Below are 18,929 nucleotides of genomic sequence, written 5' to 3'. Positions count from 1 at the left end.
CCGCCGGCAGTCACACCGACGCGACCCGCCGGCAGTCACACCGACGCGACCCGCGTCCAGGGCCGCAGTTGCTCGAGCTGCGCGGCGACGGCCAGGATCCGTGCCTCGCCCCCGGGCGGCGCGGCGATCTGCACCCCGAGCGGCGTGCCCGACTCCGGGTGGATGCCCACCGGGACACTGGCCGCGGGCCAGCCGACCAGGTTCCACAACGACGGGAACGGCGCGTACCGGATGTTGGCCACCACGTTCGACAGCCAGGACTTCTCGCTCCACCGCAACGCCGGGATCGGCGCGGCCGCGAGGGTCGGGGTGATCACCACGTCGTGCTCGGTGAAGTAACTCTCGAGCGCCGACACCAGCCGTTCCACCGGGCCCGCGGTGACCCGGCCCGCCAGCACCCGGCCGACCGCCGCGTGCCGTCGGGTCCGCGGCTGCAACAGCGCGGGGTCCAGCAACTTCGCGTCCGCCGCGGTGCCCGCGGTCCAGCGCGCAAACAGCGGCAGCGGGTTCACCGGATACGGCAACCGCGCGGTCGCGACGTGGTGACCGGCCCCGCCGAGCACCGCGGCGGCGCCCTCGGCCGCGGCCCGCCAGTGCGTGTCCACCCGCACCACCGGCAGCGGGGAGGCCACCGACACCCCGATCCGCAGGGCGCCGGGGTCGGCGATCTCCGCGAGCTCGGGCCGACCGGCCATCACCGAGAGCAACAGCGCCGCGTCCTCGACCGTGGTCGTCAGTGGGCCGTTCTCTGACATGCCGAACCAGGAGTTCACGCCCAGCTCGGCGGGCACCAGCCCGCGGCCGGGCTTGATGCCGAACAGCCCGCAGTCCGCGGCCGGGATACGGATCGATCCCATGCCGTCGTTGCCGTGCGCAACCGGCACCATGCCCGCGGCGACGGCCGCGGCCGACCCGCCGGACGAGCCGCCGGGCGTCCGCTCCGGATTCCACGGGTTCCGGGTGATCGCGTCCGGGGTGTCGGTGGCACCCCACACGCACAGTTCGGGGACGGCGGTGATGCCGACGACCACCGCGCCCGCGGCCCGCAACCGCGCCACCACGGCGTGATCCTCGGTCTTGGGAACCCTCGAGGTGGCCGCGGAGCCGTCGCCCTCCGGATGACCGGTGACCGCGACGTTGTCCTTGACGGCGATCGGCACGCCCGCCAGCGGCAGCGACGCGAGATCGGCGCGGCCGGCCAGCGCGGCCGCCTCGGCACGGGCCTGCTCGGCGCGCACGGTGACGAAGGCCCGGAACCGTGGGTCGCGGGCGGCGATCCGGCCCAACGCGTCGTCGACGGCGTCGAGCGGGGTGAGCTCACCGGCCCGCACCCGGGCCGCGATGGACGCGGCGGTGAAGTCCGGGCCCGTCATCGCGGGTGTGTCCTCAGCCGCCGTAGACGGTGGGCTCGAGGGTTCCGATGTAGGGCAGGTCGCGGTAACGCTCGGCGTAGTCGAGGCCGTAGCCGACGACGAACTCGTTGGGGATGTCGAAGCCCACGTTCGCGACCGGGACGTCGGCCTTGACCGCGTCGGGCTTGCGCAGCAGCGTGACCACCTCGAGCGAGGCGGGGTTGCGGGTCGACAGGTTGCGCATCAGCCAGGACAGCGTCAGACCGGAGTCGATGATGTCCTCGACGATCAGCACGTTCCGGCCCGCGATGTCCTTGTCGAGGTCCTTGAGGATCCGCACCACGCCCGAGGAGGAGGTCGACGAGCCGTAGGAGCTCACCGCCATGAACTCCATCTGGGTGGGGATCGGCAGGGCCCGGGCCAGGTCGGTCATGAAGAAGACGGCGCCCTTGAGCACGCCCACCAAGAGCAGGTCACCCTCCGGCGCGTCGACCGGGTAGCGCTCCGCGATGATCGCGGCCAGCTCGGCCGTCTTCTCGCGGATCTCTTCCTCGGAAATCAAGACCGATGCGATGTCGCCTTCGTACACGGCGCTAACCCCTTTGTTGGTCGCTGATTTGTTGGTCGCTGACGAGCCCGACCGACAGCCTGCCACGTCGCCGCGAGAGCACCAACCTCGCGCCCGGTCGACCGCCGCCGACGGCCACCCCGCCCTGCCCGCGCCAGTGCCCGACCAGGTCGTCGGCCGTCCGCAGCTGCCGGTCCGTCAGGGCCCGCGCACCCTGCCCGAGCAGCCAGGCCCGCAGCACCCGGCGTCGCACCGCGGGATGCGCATCGGCGAGGGCCGCGACGTCGAGCACACTGGTCCCGTCGTCGACCCGTTCGGCCGACGCCAGCAGTTCCGCCGCGAGCCCGTCGAGCACTTCACCGTCCTCGCGTAGCTGGTCGGCGGTGCGTGCCAGGGCGGGCGCGACACCGCCGCCGAGAATCTGCTCGAGCAGCGGCAGCGCCTCGGAGCGCAGCCGCACCCGGGTGAACTCGGGGCTCGAATTGTGCGGGTCCTGATAGGGCTTCAGACCCAGCTCGGCGCAGGCGCGGGCGGTCACGGCGCGACGCACCCGCAGCAGCGGCCGCCCCCACGGCGGGTCGTCGGCGCGCATGCCGGCCAGCGAGCGCGGACCGGACCCGCGGGAGAGACCGAGCAGCACCGTCTCCGCCTGGTCGTCGAGGGTGTGCCCGAGCAGCACGGGGCGGGCGCCACGCGCGTCGTCGAGTGCCTCGTAGCGCGCCCGCCGCGCGGCCGCCTCCAGGCCGCCCGCGCCCTGCACCCGCACCGCCAGCACCCGGGCCGACGCGCAGCCCAACGCCAGAGCGCGCTCGGCTGCCCTCGCGGCCACCTCGCCGGAGCCGTCCTGCAGCCGGTGGTCGACGACGAGCGCGTGCACCGGCCCCGCCTCCGCGACGGCGGCCGCGGTCAGCGCCAGCGAGTCGCCACCGCCGGAGAGCCCGACCGCGACGCCGGCGTCGCCGCCGTACTCCTCCCGCCAGCGGCGGACCGCGTGCCGCACCTCGAGCAGCGCCGGGCCCTCGGGCAGGCGGCCAACCGGTTCCGCGGGCTCCGCCCGGCTCATCCCAGCACCCGGGCGATCCACTTCTCATGGTCGTCGATCTCGTCGACCCGGGGCAGCGTGTCGGGCCCGGTCCAGACGGCGTTGAACTCACTCATCCCGACCCGGCCGACGACGGCGTCGACGAAGGCCTTGCCGCGCACGTACTGCGCCATCTTCGCGTCCATCCCGAGCAGCGCCCGGACCAGCCGCTGCAGCGGGTTGCTCTGCCGCGTCCGGCGCTTGTCGAAGGCGTCCCGGATCTGCGCCACCGTGGGCACCACCGCCGGCCCGACCGCGTCCATCACGTGGTCGGCGTGTCCCTCGAGCAGGGTGCCGAGAATCAGCAGCCGGTCCAATGCCACGCGCTGCGACTCCGACTGGGTCGCGCGCAGCAGCCCGAGCAGGCCGCGTTCCTCGGGCGCCTGCTCGACGCCGCCGCGACGCCTGCGCAGTTCCTCGGCGAGCCGGCCGATCAGGTCGGCGATCGGTTCGTCGCCCGCGGCCCCCAGGGTCGCGACGCTCTCGCGCATGTAGTCCGCGATCCACGGCGCGGACGAGAACTGCACCCGGTGGGTGACCTCGTGCAGGCACACCCACAGCCGGAAGTCGCTCGGCACCACCCGCAGCGTGCGCTCGACGGACACCACGTTCGGCGCCACCAGCAGCAGCGTGCCGTGCTCGCCGGTGAACGGGTCGTACTGGCCGAGGATCGCCGAGGACAGGAACGCCAGCATTGCGCCCGCCTGCAGCCCGGCCGGCCGGCCGGCGAGCAGTCCCCCGCCGGTGGTCGGCCGGTCGGCGTCACCCGTGAGATTGGCCATCGAGTCGGCGGCGGCCCGGATCCAGCCGGCGCGGTCCACCACCCGGGCCTGCGGCACGGGCAGCCCGTCGGCGAGCCCGGTGACCTCCCGGACCGGTCCCTCGGCGCACACCGACGCCTCCGACAGTTCCGCGACGACGGCCTCCGCGGAGTACCGGCTGGTGCGTGGGCCTGGTCGGGACAGCCGAACCCCGGCCCATGCTGCGACATCCCAGTCGACCGCCCCGGCGAGCCCACCGGGCGCATCCGAACCGTCCTGGGTCATCGGCAGCAACGTCACTGACACCCACAAGAGCGCAGCGTCGAGGCGAGCGCGTCGAGGGCCGGGCGGCTGACCTGCGGCGGACGGTCGTTGGACATCAGCGAGAAGGTGAGCACCCGGTTGCCGACGTCGGTGACGTACCCGGCGAGCGCGCTCGCGGCCGACAGCGTGCCGGTCTTGGCGCGCACCCAACCGGCGCCGTTGCGGTCGCCGGAGGCGTACCGGTCCGAGAGGGTGCCGGTGGCACCGGCGACGGGCAGGTAGTCAAGCAGCGGCCGCAGCTTCGGGGCGGAGTCGCCTGCCGCCGCGGTCAGCGCGCGGTCCAGCAACCGGGCCGGGATCCGATCGTCGACGGACAGCCCGCTCGCGTCGTGCAGGGTCAGCCCGCCGACGTCGAATCCGCCGGCGACGAGGGTCTGGGAGATGGCGGCGACCGCTCCGCCGAACGACGGCTCCATGCCCGCCTTCATCGCGATCTCGCGGCCGACGGCCTCGGCGAGCACGTTGTCCGAGTGCCCCATCATCTGTCCGAGCCGGTCCCGCAGCGGCGCCGATTCCACCGACGCGAGCGGGGCGGCGCCGGACGGTGCGGTACCGACGGTGACGGCGGCCGGGTCGGCGCCCAGCGCGGCGGCCAGCAGCCGACCGGTGTCGAGGGCGGGGGTGGCGCTGCGCGGGGACTCGTCCTCGAGCGGGCGCAGGCGTCCGCCGTCCAGCATCACCGGCTCCATCGGCGCGATGTAGCCGGCGCCGACGTCGGCGGGGAACCAGCCCTGCGCCAGCGCCGGGCCCGCGTAGGCGCCGTTGTCGACGACGACGCTGTCCACCACCACGCCGGAGCTGCGGACCTGGGCGGCCAGGTCGTCGAGGCGGGCGGCACCCGGGTAGAAGCCGGGCTGGCCGGCCGGTTGGGCGGTCATCGTCGGGTCGCCGCCGCCGACCAGCACGATCTGGCCCGGCGTGTCGCCGCGCACCACCCGGGTGGCGACGCGGTGCTCGGGGCCGAGCGCGAGCAGCGCCGCGGTCGCGGTGAGCACCTTGGTGGTCGACGCCGGGACCATCGGGGCGTCGGGGCCCTGGCTCCAGAGCACCGCCCCGGTCGCGGCGTCGGAGACCACCCCGGTGAACGTCCCGAGATCCGGGTTGGCCAGACCGGGGGCCAGCGCGGCGGCCAGCCCGGCCGTCGTCGGCATCGGTGCGTCGTCGGGCACCGGGGCGACCTGTGGCGTCGGCAGCACCGGCGGCGGCGCCGGATTGGTCGCGGTGGTCGTCGCGTCCGCCGAAAGACCGAGGTCGGGGCGGGTGACGGCGAGCACTGTGCCCGTGGCGCCGAGCGCCGCGACCAGCACCGCGATCAGCAGAATCCGTACCCGTTTGCGCCGTTGCGCGGCCAGGGACCCCATCTTGCGGTCCTTCGCGCCTGCCTTCGCCAACACCCCTCCGATTTCGTCGTGGTCCGCCCCCGCGGCACTCCACTGGTCGTTCCGTTGTTCCACAGTATCGTCGACCGGTTACCCTGACCCGGCATCATCCACCGAGACAAAGCGAGGAAGCGGCGTGGAGTTCGACGTCACCATCGAGATCCCCAAGGGTCAGCGCAACAAGTACGAGGTCGACCACGAGACCGGCCGTGTGAAGCTGGACCGCTACCTCTACACCGCGATGGGATACCCCGCCGACTACGGCTTCATCGAGAACACCCTCGGTGAGGACGGCGACCCGCTCGACGCGATGGTCCTGCTCCCCGAGTCGGTCTTCCCCGGCGTCATTGTCGAGGCCCGCCCGGTCGCCATGTTCAAGATGGTCGACGAGGCCGGCGGAGACGACAAGGTGCTGTGCGTGCCGGCCGGCGACACCCGCTGGGACCACATCCAGGACCTGAGCGACATCTCGCAGTTCGAGCTGGACGCGATCAAGCACTTCTTCGTCCACTACAAGGACCTCGAGCCCAACAAGCACGTCACCGGCGCCGACTGGGTCGGGCGCGCCGAGGCGGAGGCCGAGATCGAGGCCTCGTTCAAGCGTCTGAAGGACAACGGCGGCCACTGAGCCGCTTCGTCTGAAGTCAACGTGTGGGGTTCCGTCCGGTAGCCGGGCGGAACCCCACACGTGTTTCCACACCCAGGGGCACCGAACCCGGACATGACTGGGCCGCAGTGCATTCCGCCCTGTCCCCCGACCCCGGCGCGGAGGGGGCATGCCGATTGTCGCTGGCCACCACTACCATTCGCCGGGTGACCGGATACGACGACCTCGACCACCTCGACACCTCGACACTGCCGCCCCGCCAGCAGCAGATTCTCGCCACGATCCTGGACTGGGTGGTCGCGCACGGGTATCCGCCGAACACCCGGCAGATCGGGGACGCGGTTGGCCTGCGGTCGTCGTCGTCGGTGTCGAGACACCTGAAGAGTCTGGAGGAGAAGGGCTTTCTGCGGCGGGGCGAGGGGATGTCACGGCCGGTCGACGTGCGCCCGTTCCTGCGGGCCTCCGAGCCACGGCAGTCGGGCGGGAACTCGGTGGCCGTGCCCGTGGTCGGCGACATCGCCGCCGGCAGCCCCATCCTCGCCGAGGAGCACGCCGGGGACGTGATGACCCTGCCGCGCGAGCTGGTCGGGTCCGGCACCGTGTTCGGACTGCGCGTGCGCGGCGAGTCGATGGTCGACGCCTCGATCTGCGACGGGGACATCGTGGTGGTACGCCAGCAGCACGAGGCACATTCGGGCGAGATCGTCGCCGCGATGATCGACGGCGAAGCCACGGTGAAGGTGTTCCGGCGCCGGAGCGGGCATGTCTACCTCGAGCCGCGCAACCCGGCCTACGACGTCATCGACGGCGACGAGGCCGTGGTGCTGGGCAAGGTGGTCTCGGTGATGCGGCGCGTCTGAGGGCGTGTCTCCCGACCTGGTTGTGCGTTGACGCGAGTTCGATCCCTCAGCTTTCCCACGAGATCCTCGTCGCGTGTCGATCCGAATCGAAGYGAACGACCAGGAGCTGGTCGGAAACGTCCGGCGACAGCGTGAAATCGATCCAGCTCTCCAGGCCGCCACCTTCACCCACCTTCAAGACAAATGCCTTCGGGTCCAAGAGAGCCACCAGCGCCTCCGCCGTGGCGCGCTGATCTCGATACTCCTCGTGCGCCTTTCGGACTTCCGGAAGGTCGAGCTCGTCCGAATGAAACTCCACGAACCGGGCGACCTGCGTCCCGGTGCCGAGATCATCCGCAAGGAGCTTCCGCGCCTTGCCCACCAACTCGGGGAACGCGTCGATGAGACCACCCGTCTCACCCAGAAGCTTGCCGTTCTGAGAAACACCCTCGAAGATGCCCAGCCAAACAGGCACAGCACCGTTCGGAGTTCGGATGGTGACCGCGTCGGCAAATCCGGAATCGGTGTCCAACGACAGCGGACCCACCAACTCCGAGTGAATTGTCACCTGCATCCGACAATCATGCCCTGCCCGACGAAGAGGCATACCCTAGTCCGCCGACGCCTCCTGCTCCCGCTGCGCCGCCGCCGACGCCGCGAGGCCGCCGCCGACCCGCAGCGGYACCTCCTTCCAGAACAGCACCAGCACCAGGCCCAGCAGCGCGATCGCGGTGACGGCCAGGAACACCGTCGACATCGAGTCCGCGAAGCCGACCTTGAACGGCTCCGCCAGCTCCGAGCTGAGCTGCTGGACGATCGAGCTGTCCCTGAGCACCGCGCCCGCCGCCGACACGTCGTGGTTGGCCAGCCCCGTCGCCAGCGCGACGTCGGCCGGGTTGGAGCTGTGCAGGCCCGCGACCACGGCCTGCTGGTAGGCGGGGTCCTGGGCCGCCGTGCGCAACTGGTCGGAGATGTTCGGCGTCAGCTGCGCGAACAGGATGGACAGGAACACCGCGACGCCGAGGGTGCCGCCGATCTGCCGGAAGAACGTCGCCGCGGCGGTGGAGACACCCATGTCCTGTGGGGGCAGCGCGTTCTGGATCGCGAGCGTCAGCGGCTGCATCAGATTGCCGAGGCCGAATCCGGTGATGAACATGAAGCACATGACGATGGCCAGCGAGGTGTCCGCCTCGACGTAGTGCATGAGGAAGACGCCGAGCGTGAGCAGCACCGCACCGACCACCGGGAAGACCCGGTAGCGCCCGGTCTTCGCGATCAGCTGCCCGGACATGATGGAGGCCGACATCATGCCGACCACCATCGGCAGCATCTGGATTCCCGCCATCGTGGGGCTGGCGCCGCGGACCACCTGCAGGTACTGCGGGATCAGCGAGATGCCGCCGAACATGGCCGCGCCCACCACCACCGAGATGACCACGCCCATCGCAAAAGTCGAGTTCCGGAACATGCGCAGCGGGATCAGCGCCGCGTCGCGCATCCGCTTCTCGACGAACACGAAGGCGATCACCCCGACCCCGCCGATCACGTAGCAGGAAACCGAACGGGTGCTGCTCCAACCCCATTCACGCCCCTGCTCGGCAACCACCAGCAGCGGGACGATGCCGACCGCCAGAACCAGCGCGCCCCAGAAGTCGATCCGCACGTCGGGCCGGCGGACCTTGGGCAGGTTCAGCACCTTGAACACCACCGCGAACGCGACGATGCCGATGGGCACGTTCACCAGGAAAACCCAACGCCAGCCATCGATTCCGAGGATGGTGTCCTGACCGCTGAGCAGGCCGCCGAGCACCGGACCGAGGACGCTCGAGGTACCGAACACGGCGAGGAAGTAGCCCTGGTACTTGGCACGCTCACGGGGGCCGACGATGTCTCCGAGAATGGCCAGCGCCAGGGACATCAGGCCGCCGGCGCCGAGACCCTGGAAGGCGCGGAAGGCGGCGAGCATGTACATCGACTGGGCCAGCGTGCACAGCAGCGAACCGAGCACGAAGATGATGATCGCGGCCATGAAGAACGGTTTGCGGCCGTACATGTCGGACAACTTGCCGTACAGCGGGGTCGCCAGGGTCGCGGTGATCAGGTACGCCGTGGTGACCCAGGCCTGCAGCGCGTAGCCGTCGAGGTCGTCGGCGATGGTGCGGATCGCGGTGGAGACGATGGTCTGGTCCAGCGCGGCGAGGAACATGCCGAGCATCAGGCCGCTGAGGATCGTCAGGATCTGGCGGTGGGTGAAGACTCCGGTCGTCTCGGATCCGGGCGCGGTGTCGGCGACCTCGGACGAGGTGTCGCGGGTGGTCATCGGCCGCTCCGTACGCCCGTGGCCCCGCCGAGTTGTTCCGTCGGCTTCGCCAGGCCGGCCACGAACACCGGCCGCATGCGTTCGTAGTCCGAGACGAACCGGTCCATCAGCCGGGCGAAGTCACGCAGGTCGTCGACGGGCCAGTCCTCGAGCAGTCGGCCGAGACGCTCGTTGCGGGCCGCGCGGATCCGGCCGGCGGCGGCGCGTCCGGCGTCGGTGACCGCGAGGACGCTCGCGCGCCCGTCCGTCGGGTCGGGCTGACGCTCCACGAGCCCTCGGCCCACCAACTGGGCCACCTGCCTGCTCACCGTCGACGGGTCGGTGTACATCACGTCCGCCAGCGCACCGGAGCGCATGGGTCCGTCGCTGAGCAGCCGGAACAGGCAGGCATAGGCCGCCGGGTCGATCCCGACGGAGGCCTTGGCATGGGCGATCGTGCGGTCCCGTACGCGCGAGAGCCGGACCAGGTAGTTGCCGATCTCGTCGGCGAGGGGATCGAGTTCTTCCGGCGTCATCGGACCTTCTTGCTTGCGGCATTCAAGTAGTGGGAAGTTGCAAGTATGTTCCCGGCCGCGGCGGCCGTGCAAGTGTCGGGAATCCGATTACCCGGCCTTGAACAGCGCTCTGCCGGTGGTCGCCACGACCACCGGCAGAGGTGAGAGCCGCACCGGCCCTTCGGTTCACGCGCGACCTCAGGTCACCGACCCGAAATCACCGACCCTTGAACTCCGGGGTGCGCTTCTGGAACACCGCGGCCATGGCCTCGCCGATGTCCTCGGACGCGAGGAAGGCCGCGTTCCACACCGCGACGTACCGCAGGCTGTCGTCGACGGCGGCCGAGCGGCCGTGGTCCAGGACGTCCTTGATGCCGTGCACCACCAGCGGCGGGTTCGCGGCGATCTCGGCGGCGGTCGCGTGCGCGGCGGCCAGGACCGCACCCGCGTCCGCGTACACGTCGTTGACGAGTCCGATCTTCTCGGCCCGAGCGGCGTCGATGTCCTTGCCGGTCAGCGCCAGCTCACGCAGGTGACCGTCGCCGATGATCGCGGGCAGCCGGGCGAAGCTGCCCATGTCCGCCACGATGGCCACCTTGACCTCGCGGATCGAGAACTTGGCGTCGGCGCTGGCGTAGCGGATGTCCGCCGCGGAAATGAGGTCGAGCCCGCCGCCGATGCACCAACCGGCGACCGCGGCGACCACCGGCTTGCGACAGTCGGCAACCGCGTTGATCGCGCGCTGCATCTTCTTGATGTCCTCGTGGAAGGCGGTGCGCGGGGCCGCCTGCGCCTTGTCTCCGAGCACCGGCGCCATCATCGGGGCCATCGCCGGCAGGTCGAGGCCGAACGAGAAGTGCTTGCCGGAGCCCGTGAGCACCACCGCCCGCACCTCCGGGTCTGCGTCGAGTTCGGCGAACACCTCGGGCAGCTCGTTCCAGAAGTCGGGGCCCATCACATTGCCCTTGCCCGGGCCGATCAGCGTCACCTGCGCGACGTGATCCTTGCGTTCGACGGTGAAGGCGTTCCAGGTCTGTTCGGTCATTACTCGAGAGTAACAACCCGGATCTCGCATGTTAAGGCTGCGAAAAATCGGGTCCGGAACCTTTCCAACGGCTTCCCCGTACACAAGCATGGGTTTCGCGAGCACCACGCCCTCCCGGCGAGTCGGCACGGGGCACAGGTGGCGAGCCTCGCGAACGACCCTCCGGATCAAGGCGGTGAAGGTGCACATGTTGATGCATCAGGGAATCGGCCTCGACCGCTTCAACGCGCTGCCGCGAGGGCGCGCGGTGCACGCCTTGTTCGAGTGCTGCTGCTCGCTCGCCTGGTCCGGGCACCTGGCCGACGGCCGGCCCTACCGCTCGTACGCCGACCTGCTCACCCGGGCCGACTCGGAGTTGTTCGCGCTGTCCGACGCCGACCTCGACCACGCCCTGGACTGCCACCCCGGGGTGGCCCGGCGCGTCCACACCACCGCGTCGAGCCTCGAGCAGTGCGCGGTGTGGGCGCCCGACGAGGCGACAATGGCCGCGGTGGTGGCCGCGAGCGGCCGCTACGAGAGCCGCTTCGGCTACCCCTACCTGTGGTGCGCCGCGGGCCGCGACGCCACGGCCCTGCTCGACGACCTCACCGTGCGGCTGTCCAACTCCCCCGAGGCCGAACGCAAGACCATGGCCGGCGAACTGGCGAAGATCAACCGGATCCGGATCGAACGGATGCTGGGACCGGAGGGCGGGTACGGGTACTGACCCGGAGCGTCAGCCTCGTCGCAGGGCGTTGGCGAACAGCCCGGAGACCGCGGCCTGCACCGCAGCGCGGTCCACCTGCTCCGGATCCACGGCGTGCTCGAGCATCAGTCCGGAGATCAGCGCCATCAGCGTGATCGCGGTGTTGCGGGCGTCGACCCGCTCGGCCACCCCCCACTCGGCCGCACGCTCGGCGATCAGTTCCTCGATCTGACCCCGCAGCCGGCGGCGTTCGTGCAGGTAGGCCTCGGCGAGCTGGGGCTCACGGCCGGCCTGGACCCCGAACTCGAGCACCAGCAGGGCCCAACCGGGATCGCCGACCAGCCACGAACTGATCGTCTCGCCGCCCCGGCCCGCGGCATCGGTGGCGCTGAGCCCGGCGATCTCGGCCAGCACCCGGCCCGCGAGTTCGAGGGAGCGCTCGGCGAACAGCTCCGCGAAGAGGTCCTGCTTGGACTCGAAGTTGGAGTACACCGCGCCCTTGGTGAAGCCGGCCCGGTGCGCGATCTCCGCGAGCCGGGCGGCCACGAATCCGCGCTCGGCGAACTCGTCCGCCGCCGCGTCGAGCAGCCGTCGACGCACCACGTCCCGGCCCGGACGCGTCGCCGGACCCGACGGTGACGCAGCCCTCTCTTGACTCACCTCGTTCACGATACTTACGGTATTCAATACCGAGAGTATCGGCAAGCAGCACGTGACAGCGAGGAAGCACCGCATGACGAGCACCGACACCGACGCGCCGCCCACCGGGACCCCACCCACCGGGACCCCACCCATCAGCCACGCCGCCACCAGCCCCGCGGGCACCGGCGACGCGGACACGGGCGCCGAGCCGCACCGGTCGACCAGTCCGACCGACCGCTACAGCACCCGGCAGATCCTGGTCGCGCTGGTCGTCGGGGTCCTGCTGCTGCAGATCGGCTTCATCACCAGCTACGTCGCGGCCTTCCACCAGCCGACACCGCACGACATCCCGATCGCCGTGGTCGCCGAGGCCGGGCTCCCCGAGGGCATGGACCAGCAGGTCGCCGACCGGCTCAACGCGATCGACTCGCGTCCCGTCGAGGCCCGCGTCGCCGCGAACACCTACGAGGTCCGCAATCTCATCGACGACCGCGAGATCATGGGCGCCTACGTGGTCAGCCCCACCGGCACCGACACGCTGATCACGGCCAGCGGCGCGGGCAGCTCCGCCGCGACCGCGCTCGAGAGCGTCTTCACCAAGGTCGACGCCGCCGAGCACCGCGCCTTCGTGGTCCGGGACGAGGTGCCGGTCGGCGTGCACGACAACCGCGGGCTCTCGGGCTTCTACCTGTCCATCGGCTGGGTGGTCGGCGGCTACCTGCTGGCGGCCGCGATCGGGCTGCTCATCGGCGCTCCCCGGACGCGGCGCGAGGCCTGGGTCCACACCGCCGTGATGGCCGGGTACGCGCTGGTCTCGGGGTTCCTCGGCGCCTTCGTCACCACGTACGTGCTGGGCACCTTCAGCGGGCACCTGCTGCCGCTGGCCCTGCTCGGGACCGGCGTCGTGTTCGCCACCGGCATGTTCACCATGGGCCTGCGCGCGGTCGTCGGCATCCTCGCGGTGCCACTGGCGATCCTGATCTTCGTGGTGCTCGGCAACCCCAGCGCCGGCGGCGCCTTCGGGTCCAACGTGCTGCCCAGCTTCTACGCGGCGATCGGGCGCTGGATCACCCCGGGGGCGGGCACCGAGGGCGTGCGCAGCATCGTCTACTTCGCGGGCACCGGGGTGGGCCAGCCCGCCCTCACCCTCGCGATCTACGCGTTGGCCGGCACCGCCGCACTCGTCGGCATGACCGTCTGGCGCACCCGCGGAAGGCGCTGACACGCCGCTGCGCCGACAAGGGATGTGGCGGGTCCGTTTTCGCCCTACCCTGAATCATGGCCAGGTACCTGCACCCGAATGCGGCCCACGTGGCGAAGACCCTCATCGCGCGCGGCCACCACGGCGTGATCGTCACCCAGGACGAGCCCACGCGCACCGCGCAGGACGCGGCGACGGCGCTCGGCGTGCCGGTGGGCGCGATAGCGAAGTCACTGGTGTTCCTGCTCGACGACGAGCCGGTGCTGCTGATCGTCTCCGGCGACCACCAGGTAGACGTCGAGCGCACCGGCAAGCTGCTCGAGGGGACGCTGACCCGGGCACCCGCCAGCGCGGTGCGCCAGCTCACGGGCCAGCCACTCGGCGGCGTCGCACCGGTCGGGCACCCGACCAACCTGCCCACCTACGTCGACACCGCGCTGGACCGCTACGCGGAGGTGTGGGTGGCGGCCGGCACCCCGGACACGGTGTTCCGGACGACGTTCCGCGAGCTCACCCGGATCACCGCGGCGCTCACGATCGACATGGAGTGAGCCGGTGACCGACGGCATCACCGGCGAGCAGTACCGGGCCGCGATGCGGCGGCACCCCGCCGGCGTCGTCATCGTCACCCTCGACGCCGGCTCGGGTCCGGTGGGGTTCACCGCGACGTCGTTCGCGTCGCTGTCCCTCGACCCGCCGCTGGTGTCGTTCAACATCGCGGACACCTCGTCGAGCATCGACGCCCTGCGCGGGGCGGGCTCGCTGGTCATCCACCTGCTCGGCGAGCACCAGCGGCACCTCGCGCAGCGGTTCTCCCGCAGCGCGGAGGAGCGGTTCCGCGACGTGTCGCTGTGGAACCGCCTCGAGTCCGGCGAACCGGTGCTGCACGGGACCCCGATCTGGTTGCGCACCACCGTCCACCAGCTGATCCCCGCCGGCGACCACACCCTGGTGATCGGCCTGGTCACCCGGGTGCACGACGAGGACGACGCGGAGGCCGCCGCGTCGCCGCTGCTCTACCACGACGGCCGTTACCACCGGCCCACGCCGCTCGACGAGTGAGTCTCGTCGACCATCGGGTCAGGACGCGAGTGCCCTTGTCCCCGAGGTGAACCCGAAGGGCGCGAGCACCTCGCCCAGGAGGGGCGACGGTCGGGCCAACCCGCGGTCGCGCAGGATCGGCAGCACATCGTCCACCACCCGGTCGAGCACCCTGGGCAGCACCAGCGGCAGCAGGGTGACACCGTCCGCCACGCCGGCGGCGGCAAGGTCCGCGATCAGTCCGGCGAGACCGGCCGCGGTGCCCACGCAGGAGATGCTGTCGGGCACCCGCGGGGCGCCCGCGTCCAGTTGAGCCAGTTCCCTTCGCGCACTGCGATGGTCGTCGGCGAGCAGTACTTCCACGTCGAGCAGGACGGTCACCGCGTCCGGGTCCCGGCCCTCGCCGGCCGCCTCGGTTCGGATGCGCTCGCGGCGCAGTTGCGCCTCGCGCAGGTCGTGGGCCCGCACCCGCGCCACATCGGCCGGCACGGAGAGCAGGTCCAGGGGCGGGTCGGGCGCCGACGGTTCGGTGAGATCGACCCAGAAGTCGGTGAGCCCCAACGGGACCCGGAACTCGGTGTGGGCCGCGGCGGCCGGGTGGTGACCGGCGCCGGACAACTCCACCGCGACGTGCAGGCGGCGGGTACGGGCAGACTGAAGAACAGACATGGCAGTCCTAGGGTGTGCGTGGGATGAACAGAGCGAGTGGGGAACTCAGCTCCGACACATGCCCGACGCGGTACGGCACAGATCCACGTGCCGACGGCACCACCGGGCGTCACGCGCCACGGTCGTCGCTGTCGTCACGGATGCCATGACGCGATGCTACCCGGACACGCCGCCGCGGCGCGCGGCAACGAACTCGCGCACCGCCGCCACCAGTCGGTCCACGTCTGCGGAGTGACTGCCCAGGCCCAGGCTTGCCCGCACCGCGCCCTCACGCCGACCCAGTCGAGCCAGCAGCGGGTGCGCGCAGAACCGGCCGTCGCGGACGCCGATTCCGTGCAGGTCCGCGAGGTAGGACGCGACCTCGCGCGGCTCGCAGCCCTCGACGGTGAACGTGACGATTCCGACGGAATCCGGTGCGTCGGACCAGATTCGGAGAAGTTCCACACCCTCGACGGCACTCAGGCCCTCGACCAGTCGTTCGCACAGCGCCCGCTCGTGGGCCTGTGCCTGCTCCGCATCGAGGCCGGCGAGCGCCTCGCAGGCCGCCGCCAGCGCGGCAACCCCGAGGACGTTGGGGGTGCCCGCCTCGTGACGCTGCGGCGCGGCCGCCCACTCGACACTGTCGGAGGAGACGTCGCGGGTGGCGCCGCCGCCGGCCAGGTACGGCTCCGCGGCGTCGAGCCAGTCCGCCCGTCCCACCAGCACACCTGCGCCGAAGGGCGCGTACAGCTTGTGGCCGGAGAAGGCGAGGTAGTCGACCCCGAGCGCGACCAGGTCCACGCGGCGGTGCGGCAGCAGCTGGGCCCCGTCGACAAGGATCCGGGCCCCGCACTCGTGGGCGACCTGCGCCAGGCGGGCGATCGGCAGCACCTCACCGGTCACGTTGGACGCCCCGGTGATCGCGAGCAGCGCGGCCGGCTTGGCGCACAGCTCGGCGACGATCCGGCGGATCGTCTCCTCGACGGTGTCCGCAGCTTCCACGACGCGGGCGCCGTTTCGCTTCCAGGGCAAAAGGTTTGCGTGATGCTCGATGTCGAGGACCACGGTGTCGCCGGGCACGCAGCCGGCCAGCAGGTTCAACGAGTCGGTGGTGTTGCGGGTGAAGACCACCACGTCGTCGGATCGCGCACCGACGAACTCGGCGACCACGTCACGGGCGCCCTCGTAGCTGGCGGTGCAGACCTGCGAGGCGTAACCGGCGCCGCGGTGCACGCTGGCGTAGTACGGCAGCAGGTCCTGGACCCGGGCGGTGACCTGCGCGAGGGCGGGCGCGCTGGCGGCGTAGTCGAAGTTGGCGTACGTGCAGGTGCTGCCGTCGGCGAGCGGGACGGACAGTCCGGCGCCGGAGACCTCGGCGAACGGGGCGTCGATCCGCGTGGCGGTGGCTGCACAGGTAGCGGCAGCGGCGTCGGCGGTGTCGGCACAGGTGGGGTCGAGTACGGCAGTCATTGAAGCTTCCCTCTGGTTCAGGGACTCGCGTGCAGCGAAGGCGACGTACCGGCCGGACCGAACGAGTCGGCCGTACCGAGATGTCGCGGGGGTGTGCATCGAGTCCGCGCTTGCCGTGTCCGGTATTGGACTACAGCCAGGTCGTCACCCGGGGCACCCCACCGCGGCGGAGGGTTGCCGGCCAGCAAGCCGGGGCTATCTGCTGGCACTCATGACCTGACCAGAGAATTGCAGCCCGTCCGCCGTCCTGTCAACCCCACCCTCGTGACCTCGCCCACCCCACCGCCGGCGGCCAGCTTCGACAGAACCGAAAACATCTGCACAGCAAGGGTTTTCGCAGGCGCCCCGGAACCCGGGCGCCCGCTGCGGAGAAACCCGTTTGAGTACGGGTCTGCGGATGCGCTTTCCTTCTCGCCATGACCGCCGCCACCCTGCTCAGCTTCGCGGGCGTCTGCCTGCTCCTGTCGATCATGCCCGGGCCGGACTCGTTCCTGGTGCTGCGTTACAGCGTCGGCGGCACCCGCCCGGGCCTCGCCGCGGCGGCGGGCGTCGCCGTCGGCTCCCTGGTGTGGGCGGCCGTGGTCGCTCTCGGACTCGCGGCACTGCTCGAGCAGTCCGCGGCCGCATACCGGGCGCTGAAGATCGCGGGCGGGCTGTACCTGGTCTACCTCGGGGTGCGGGCGCTGCTCCGCCGTCGGGCCGTGGGCGGGGGGCCGGCGGAACCGGTGGCCGCGTCCACGGGTTCGGCGTTCGGCGCCGGAGTGCTGTCCTGCGCCCTGAACCCGAAGGTCGGCCTGTTCTACCTGGCGGTGGTCCCCCAGTTCCTCGGGCACGTGACCTTCGGCGCGGCCATGACCCTCGGCGCGGTCGAGGCCGTTGTCGCGCTACTGGTGATGGGCGGCTTCGCGGTTGCGGCCTCGCGGCTGGTCACCCTGCTGCGACAGCCTCGGGTGTCGGCCCGACTCGAGTCCGCCAGCGCCGGGATCCTGGCGGCGCTCGGCGTCGGCACCCTCGTCTCGGCGGCGGGCCCCGCCTGACCACTCTCGGGCGGAGCCTCGGGCAGTTCGGCTTCTGTGTCTCCACTCTCACCCTCGCCTCAGGAAACGCGCGAGGGGACGGGCGCCGATATCGTTGTACGCATCGGTGCCAGGCACCGTACGCACCGGGCGGCCGCCCTGACCGCCCGAGCAGTTCAGGAGGAATCTTGCTCACGCAGTCACTGCGGCGATCGATCGGCGCGGCGTGCATCGCCCTGGCGACGACCCTCGCCGCCGGGTGCACCATCTCCGCCGACGACAACGGCGACGCCAACGCCTCGCCGACCGCCACCGTCAGCGCCGCCGTCGTCTCGATCACCCCCGCCGATGACGGCGACCCGGTCAGCCCGCTCAGCCCGGTCCGCGTCGACGTCGCCCAGGGCACTCTCACCTCGGTGACGCTGACCAATCCCGACGGCAAGGTCATTCCCGGCATCACCACACCGGACGGCACGTCGTGGAAACCGAGCGAGCCGCTCGGCTACGGCAAGACCTACACCCTCGACGTGGCGGCCGCGGACGCGAACGGCGTCCCCACCTCGAAGAACAGCACCGTCACCACACTCGACCCCGGCAACCAGACCAAGGCGTACCTGCGCACCACCGGCGGCGCCGAGATCCGCGACGGCGGCACCTACGGCGTCGGCATGGTCACGGTGGTGCACTTCGACGAACCGATCGGCGACCGCGTCACGGCCGAGAAGTCGCTGACCGTCACCACCACTCCCCCGGTAAAGGGTTCCTGGTACTGGCTCGACGACCAGAACGTGCACTGGCGGCCGCAGCAGTACTTCGCGCCGGGCACCCAGGTCACGGTGAACGCAGACATCTACGGTGCGCAGCTCGGCAACGGCCTCTACGGCCAGGAGGACGACAAGGTCTCGTTCCGGATCGGCGACTCGCACGTCTCGATCGCGGACGACAACACCAAGATCGTCACTGTGTACGAGAACGGCCAGGTGGTCCGCGAGATGCCGACCTCGATGGGCCGGGGCGGCACCGAGACCATCGGCAACACCACGCTCCACTTCTGGACGCAGCCCGGCGCCTACACCGTGCTGGACAAGGCCAATCCGGTGATCATGGACTCCTCCACCTACGGCCTGCCGATCAACTCGCGGCTCGGCTACAAGGAGACCATCAACTGGGCCACCCGGATCAGCAACGATGGCATCTACCTGCACGAGCTGGAGAGCAGCGTCTGGGCGCAGGGCAACACCAACACCTCACACGGCTGCCTGAACCTCAACCCGGCGAACGCGCAGTGGTTCTACAACTTCTCCCAGCCCGGCGACGTGGTGGAGATCCGCAACACCGGCGGTGAGCCGCTCGACGTGTGGCAGAACGGCGACTGGGGCGTGCCGTGGGACCAGTGGGTCGCGGGGAGCGCGCTGAGCTGAGCCTGGCCCGCGGCCGCGGTTCCGCGCTGAGCCGG

Annotated in this window: 20 protein-coding genes and 1 riboswitch; of the genes, 8 read left to right on the top strand and 12 right to left on the bottom strand. The window is 71.2% G+C overall.

What is annotated here, in order from left to right:
- Window positions 1-35: 35 nt before the first annotated feature.
- Genes AC1DU4_RS03100 through dacB form a run of 5 tightly spaced genes read right to left on the bottom strand, consistent with a single transcriptional unit; the run spans window position 36 to window position 5,447 of the window.
- Window positions 36-1,373 (bottom strand): amidase, encoded by a 1,338-nt coding sequence (locus AC1DU4_RS03100; protein WP_477837630.1) that lies wholly within the window; start codon window positions 1,371-1,373, stop codon window positions 36-38.
- A 13-nt stretch (window positions 1,374-1,386) separates the two neighbouring features.
- Complete coding sequence (hpt, locus tag AC1DU4_RS03095) at window positions 1,387-1,941, bottom strand: hypoxanthine phosphoribosyltransferase (RefSeq protein ID WP_072845490.1); 555 nt, start codon at window positions 1,939-1,941, stop codon at window positions 1,387-1,389.
- Window positions 1,942-1,945: 4 nt separating this feature from the next.
- Window positions 1,946-2,983, bottom strand: coding sequence for a tRNA lysidine(34) synthetase TilS (gene tilS / locus AC1DU4_RS03090; protein WP_477837629.1), 1,038 nt, complete (start codon window positions 2,981-2,983; stop codon window positions 1,946-1,948).
- A complete protein-coding gene (locus AC1DU4_RS03085) occupies window positions 2,980-4,047 on the bottom strand; it encodes a zinc-dependent metalloprotease (RefSeq protein WP_477837714.1) in 1,068 nt (355 codons plus the stop codon). The genes tilS and AC1DU4_RS03085 overlap by 4 nt, the downstream gene beginning before the upstream one ends.
- An 11-nt stretch (window positions 4,048-4,058) precedes the next feature.
- Complete coding sequence (gene dacB / locus AC1DU4_RS03080; protein WP_477837713.1) at window positions 4,059-5,447, bottom strand: D-alanyl-D-alanine carboxypeptidase/D-alanyl-D-alanine endopeptidase; 1,389 nt, start codon at window positions 5,445-5,447, stop codon at window positions 4,059-4,061.
- A 154-nt stretch (window positions 5,448-5,601) separates the two neighbouring features.
- On the opposite strand from dacB, the gene AC1DU4_RS03075 reads away from it, so the two are divergent.
- Together AC1DU4_RS03075 and lexA are read left to right on the top strand one after the other, a co-directional pair.
- Window positions 5,602-6,093 carry an inorganic diphosphatase gene (locus AC1DU4_RS03075; RefSeq protein ID WP_072845488.1) on the top strand — a complete coding sequence of 164 codons (492 nt, stop codon included), beginning with the start codon at window positions 5,602-5,604 and terminating at the stop codon, window positions 6,091-6,093.
- Between the two features lie 185 nt (window positions 6,094-6,278).
- Window positions 6,279-6,932, top strand: coding sequence for a transcriptional repressor LexA (lexA, locus tag AC1DU4_RS03070; protein WP_477837628.1), 654 nt, complete (start codon window positions 6,279-6,281; stop codon window positions 6,930-6,932).
- A 46-nt stretch (window positions 6,933-6,978) separates the two neighbouring features.
- Here the strand turns inward: lexA and AC1DU4_RS03065 are convergent, their stop codons facing one another.
- The 4 genes from AC1DU4_RS03065 to AC1DU4_RS03050 all read right to left on the bottom strand — a co-directional run bounded on the left by AC1DU4_RS03065 (window position 6,979) and on the right by AC1DU4_RS03050 (window position 10,770).
- A complete protein-coding gene (locus AC1DU4_RS03065) occupies window positions 6,979-7,485 on the bottom strand; it encodes a DUF2004 domain-containing protein (protein ID WP_477837627.1) in 507 nt (168 codons plus the stop codon).
- Window positions 7,486-7,521: 36 nt separating this feature from the next.
- Entirely contained in the window at window positions 7,522-9,231 is a 1,710-nt protein-coding gene (locus tag AC1DU4_RS03060; protein ID WP_477837626.1) for an MDR family MFS transporter, read from the bottom strand.
- On the bottom strand, window positions 9,228-9,746 hold the full coding sequence (locus AC1DU4_RS03055; RefSeq protein ID WP_477837625.1) for a MarR family winged helix-turn-helix transcriptional regulator: 519 nt from the start codon (window positions 9,744-9,746) through the stop codon (window positions 9,228-9,230). Before AC1DU4_RS03055 ends, AC1DU4_RS03060 begins: the two co-directional genes overlap by 4 nt.
- Window positions 9,747-9,942: 196 nt before the next feature.
- Window positions 9,943-10,770 carry a crotonase/enoyl-CoA hydratase family protein gene (locus tag AC1DU4_RS03050; RefSeq protein ID WP_477837624.1) on the bottom strand — a complete coding sequence of 276 codons (828 nt, stop codon included), beginning with the start codon at window positions 10,768-10,770 and terminating at the stop codon, window positions 9,943-9,945.
- Between the two features lie 193 nt (window positions 10,771-10,963).
- Here AC1DU4_RS03050 and AC1DU4_RS03045 point away from each other — a divergent pair, with 193 nt between their 5' ends.
- Window positions 10,964-11,476 (top strand): 2-oxo-4-hydroxy-4-carboxy-5-ureidoimidazoline decarboxylase, encoded by a 513-nt coding sequence (locus tag AC1DU4_RS03045; protein ID WP_245709110.1) that lies wholly within the window; start codon window positions 10,964-10,966, stop codon window positions 11,474-11,476.
- Window positions 11,477-11,485: 9 nt separating this feature from the next.
- On the opposite strand, the gene AC1DU4_RS03040 is transcribed toward AC1DU4_RS03045, so the two are convergent.
- Window positions 11,486-12,055: a TetR/AcrR family transcriptional regulator gene (locus tag AC1DU4_RS03040; protein WP_072845552.1), complete on the bottom strand. Its 570-nt coding sequence runs from the start codon at window positions 12,053-12,055 to the stop codon at window positions 11,486-11,488.
- A 133-nt stretch (window positions 12,056-12,188) separates the two neighbouring features.
- Between AC1DU4_RS03040 and AC1DU4_RS03035 the strand changes: the two genes are divergently transcribed.
- From AC1DU4_RS03035 to AC1DU4_RS03025, 3 genes are read left to right on the top strand one after another with little or no spacing between them, the layout of a single operon-like run.
- Window positions 12,189-13,319, top strand: coding sequence for an ABC transporter permease (locus AC1DU4_RS03035; protein WP_477837623.1), 1,131 nt, complete (start codon window positions 12,189-12,191; stop codon window positions 13,317-13,319).
- Window positions 13,320-13,375: 56 nt separating this feature from the next.
- Window positions 13,376-13,849 carry a YbaK/EbsC family protein gene (locus AC1DU4_RS03030; protein WP_477837622.1) on the top strand — a complete coding sequence of 158 codons (474 nt, stop codon included), beginning with the start codon at window positions 13,376-13,378 and terminating at the stop codon, window positions 13,847-13,849.
- Window positions 13,850-13,892: 43 nt separating this feature from the next.
- A complete protein-coding gene (locus tag AC1DU4_RS03025; RefSeq protein WP_083577391.1) occupies window positions 13,893-14,360 on the top strand; it encodes a flavin reductase family protein in 468 nt (155 codons plus the stop codon).
- Between the two features lie 18 nt (window positions 14,361-14,378).
- Here AC1DU4_RS03025 and AC1DU4_RS03020 read toward each other — a convergent pair whose 3' ends face one another.
- Complete coding sequence (locus tag AC1DU4_RS03020; protein WP_477837621.1) at window positions 14,379-15,008, bottom strand: hypothetical protein; 630 nt, start codon at window positions 15,006-15,008, stop codon at window positions 14,379-14,381.
- A 156-nt stretch (window positions 15,009-15,164) separates the two neighbouring features.
- On the bottom strand, window positions 15,165-16,457 hold the full coding sequence (locus tag AC1DU4_RS03015) for an aminotransferase class V-fold PLP-dependent enzyme (RefSeq protein ID WP_477837620.1): 1,293 nt from the start codon (window positions 16,455-16,457) through the stop codon (window positions 15,165-15,167).
- Between the two features lie 101 nt (window positions 16,458-16,558).
- Window positions 16,559-16,674, bottom strand: a riboswitch (SAM riboswitch).
- 199 nt (window positions 16,675-16,873) lie between these two features.
- On the opposite strand from AC1DU4_RS03015, the gene AC1DU4_RS03010 reads away from it, so the two are divergent.
- Both AC1DU4_RS03010 and AC1DU4_RS03005 read left to right on the top strand, forming a co-directional pair.
- On the top strand, window positions 16,874-17,494 hold the full coding sequence (locus AC1DU4_RS03010; protein WP_477837619.1) for a LysE family translocator: 621 nt from the start codon (window positions 16,874-16,876) through the stop codon (window positions 17,492-17,494).
- Between the two features lie 167 nt (window positions 17,495-17,661).
- A complete protein-coding gene (locus AC1DU4_RS03005; RefSeq protein WP_477837618.1) occupies window positions 17,662-18,894 on the top strand; it encodes a L,D-transpeptidase in 1,233 nt (410 codons plus the stop codon).
- Window positions 18,895-18,929: the final 35 nt, after the last annotated feature.

Source organism: Rhodococcus sp. P4_F5, assembly GCF_056401315.1.
The sequence above is the reverse complement of the archived record's forward strand: the minus strand, read 5'-3'. Positions and strand labels throughout refer to the sequence as shown.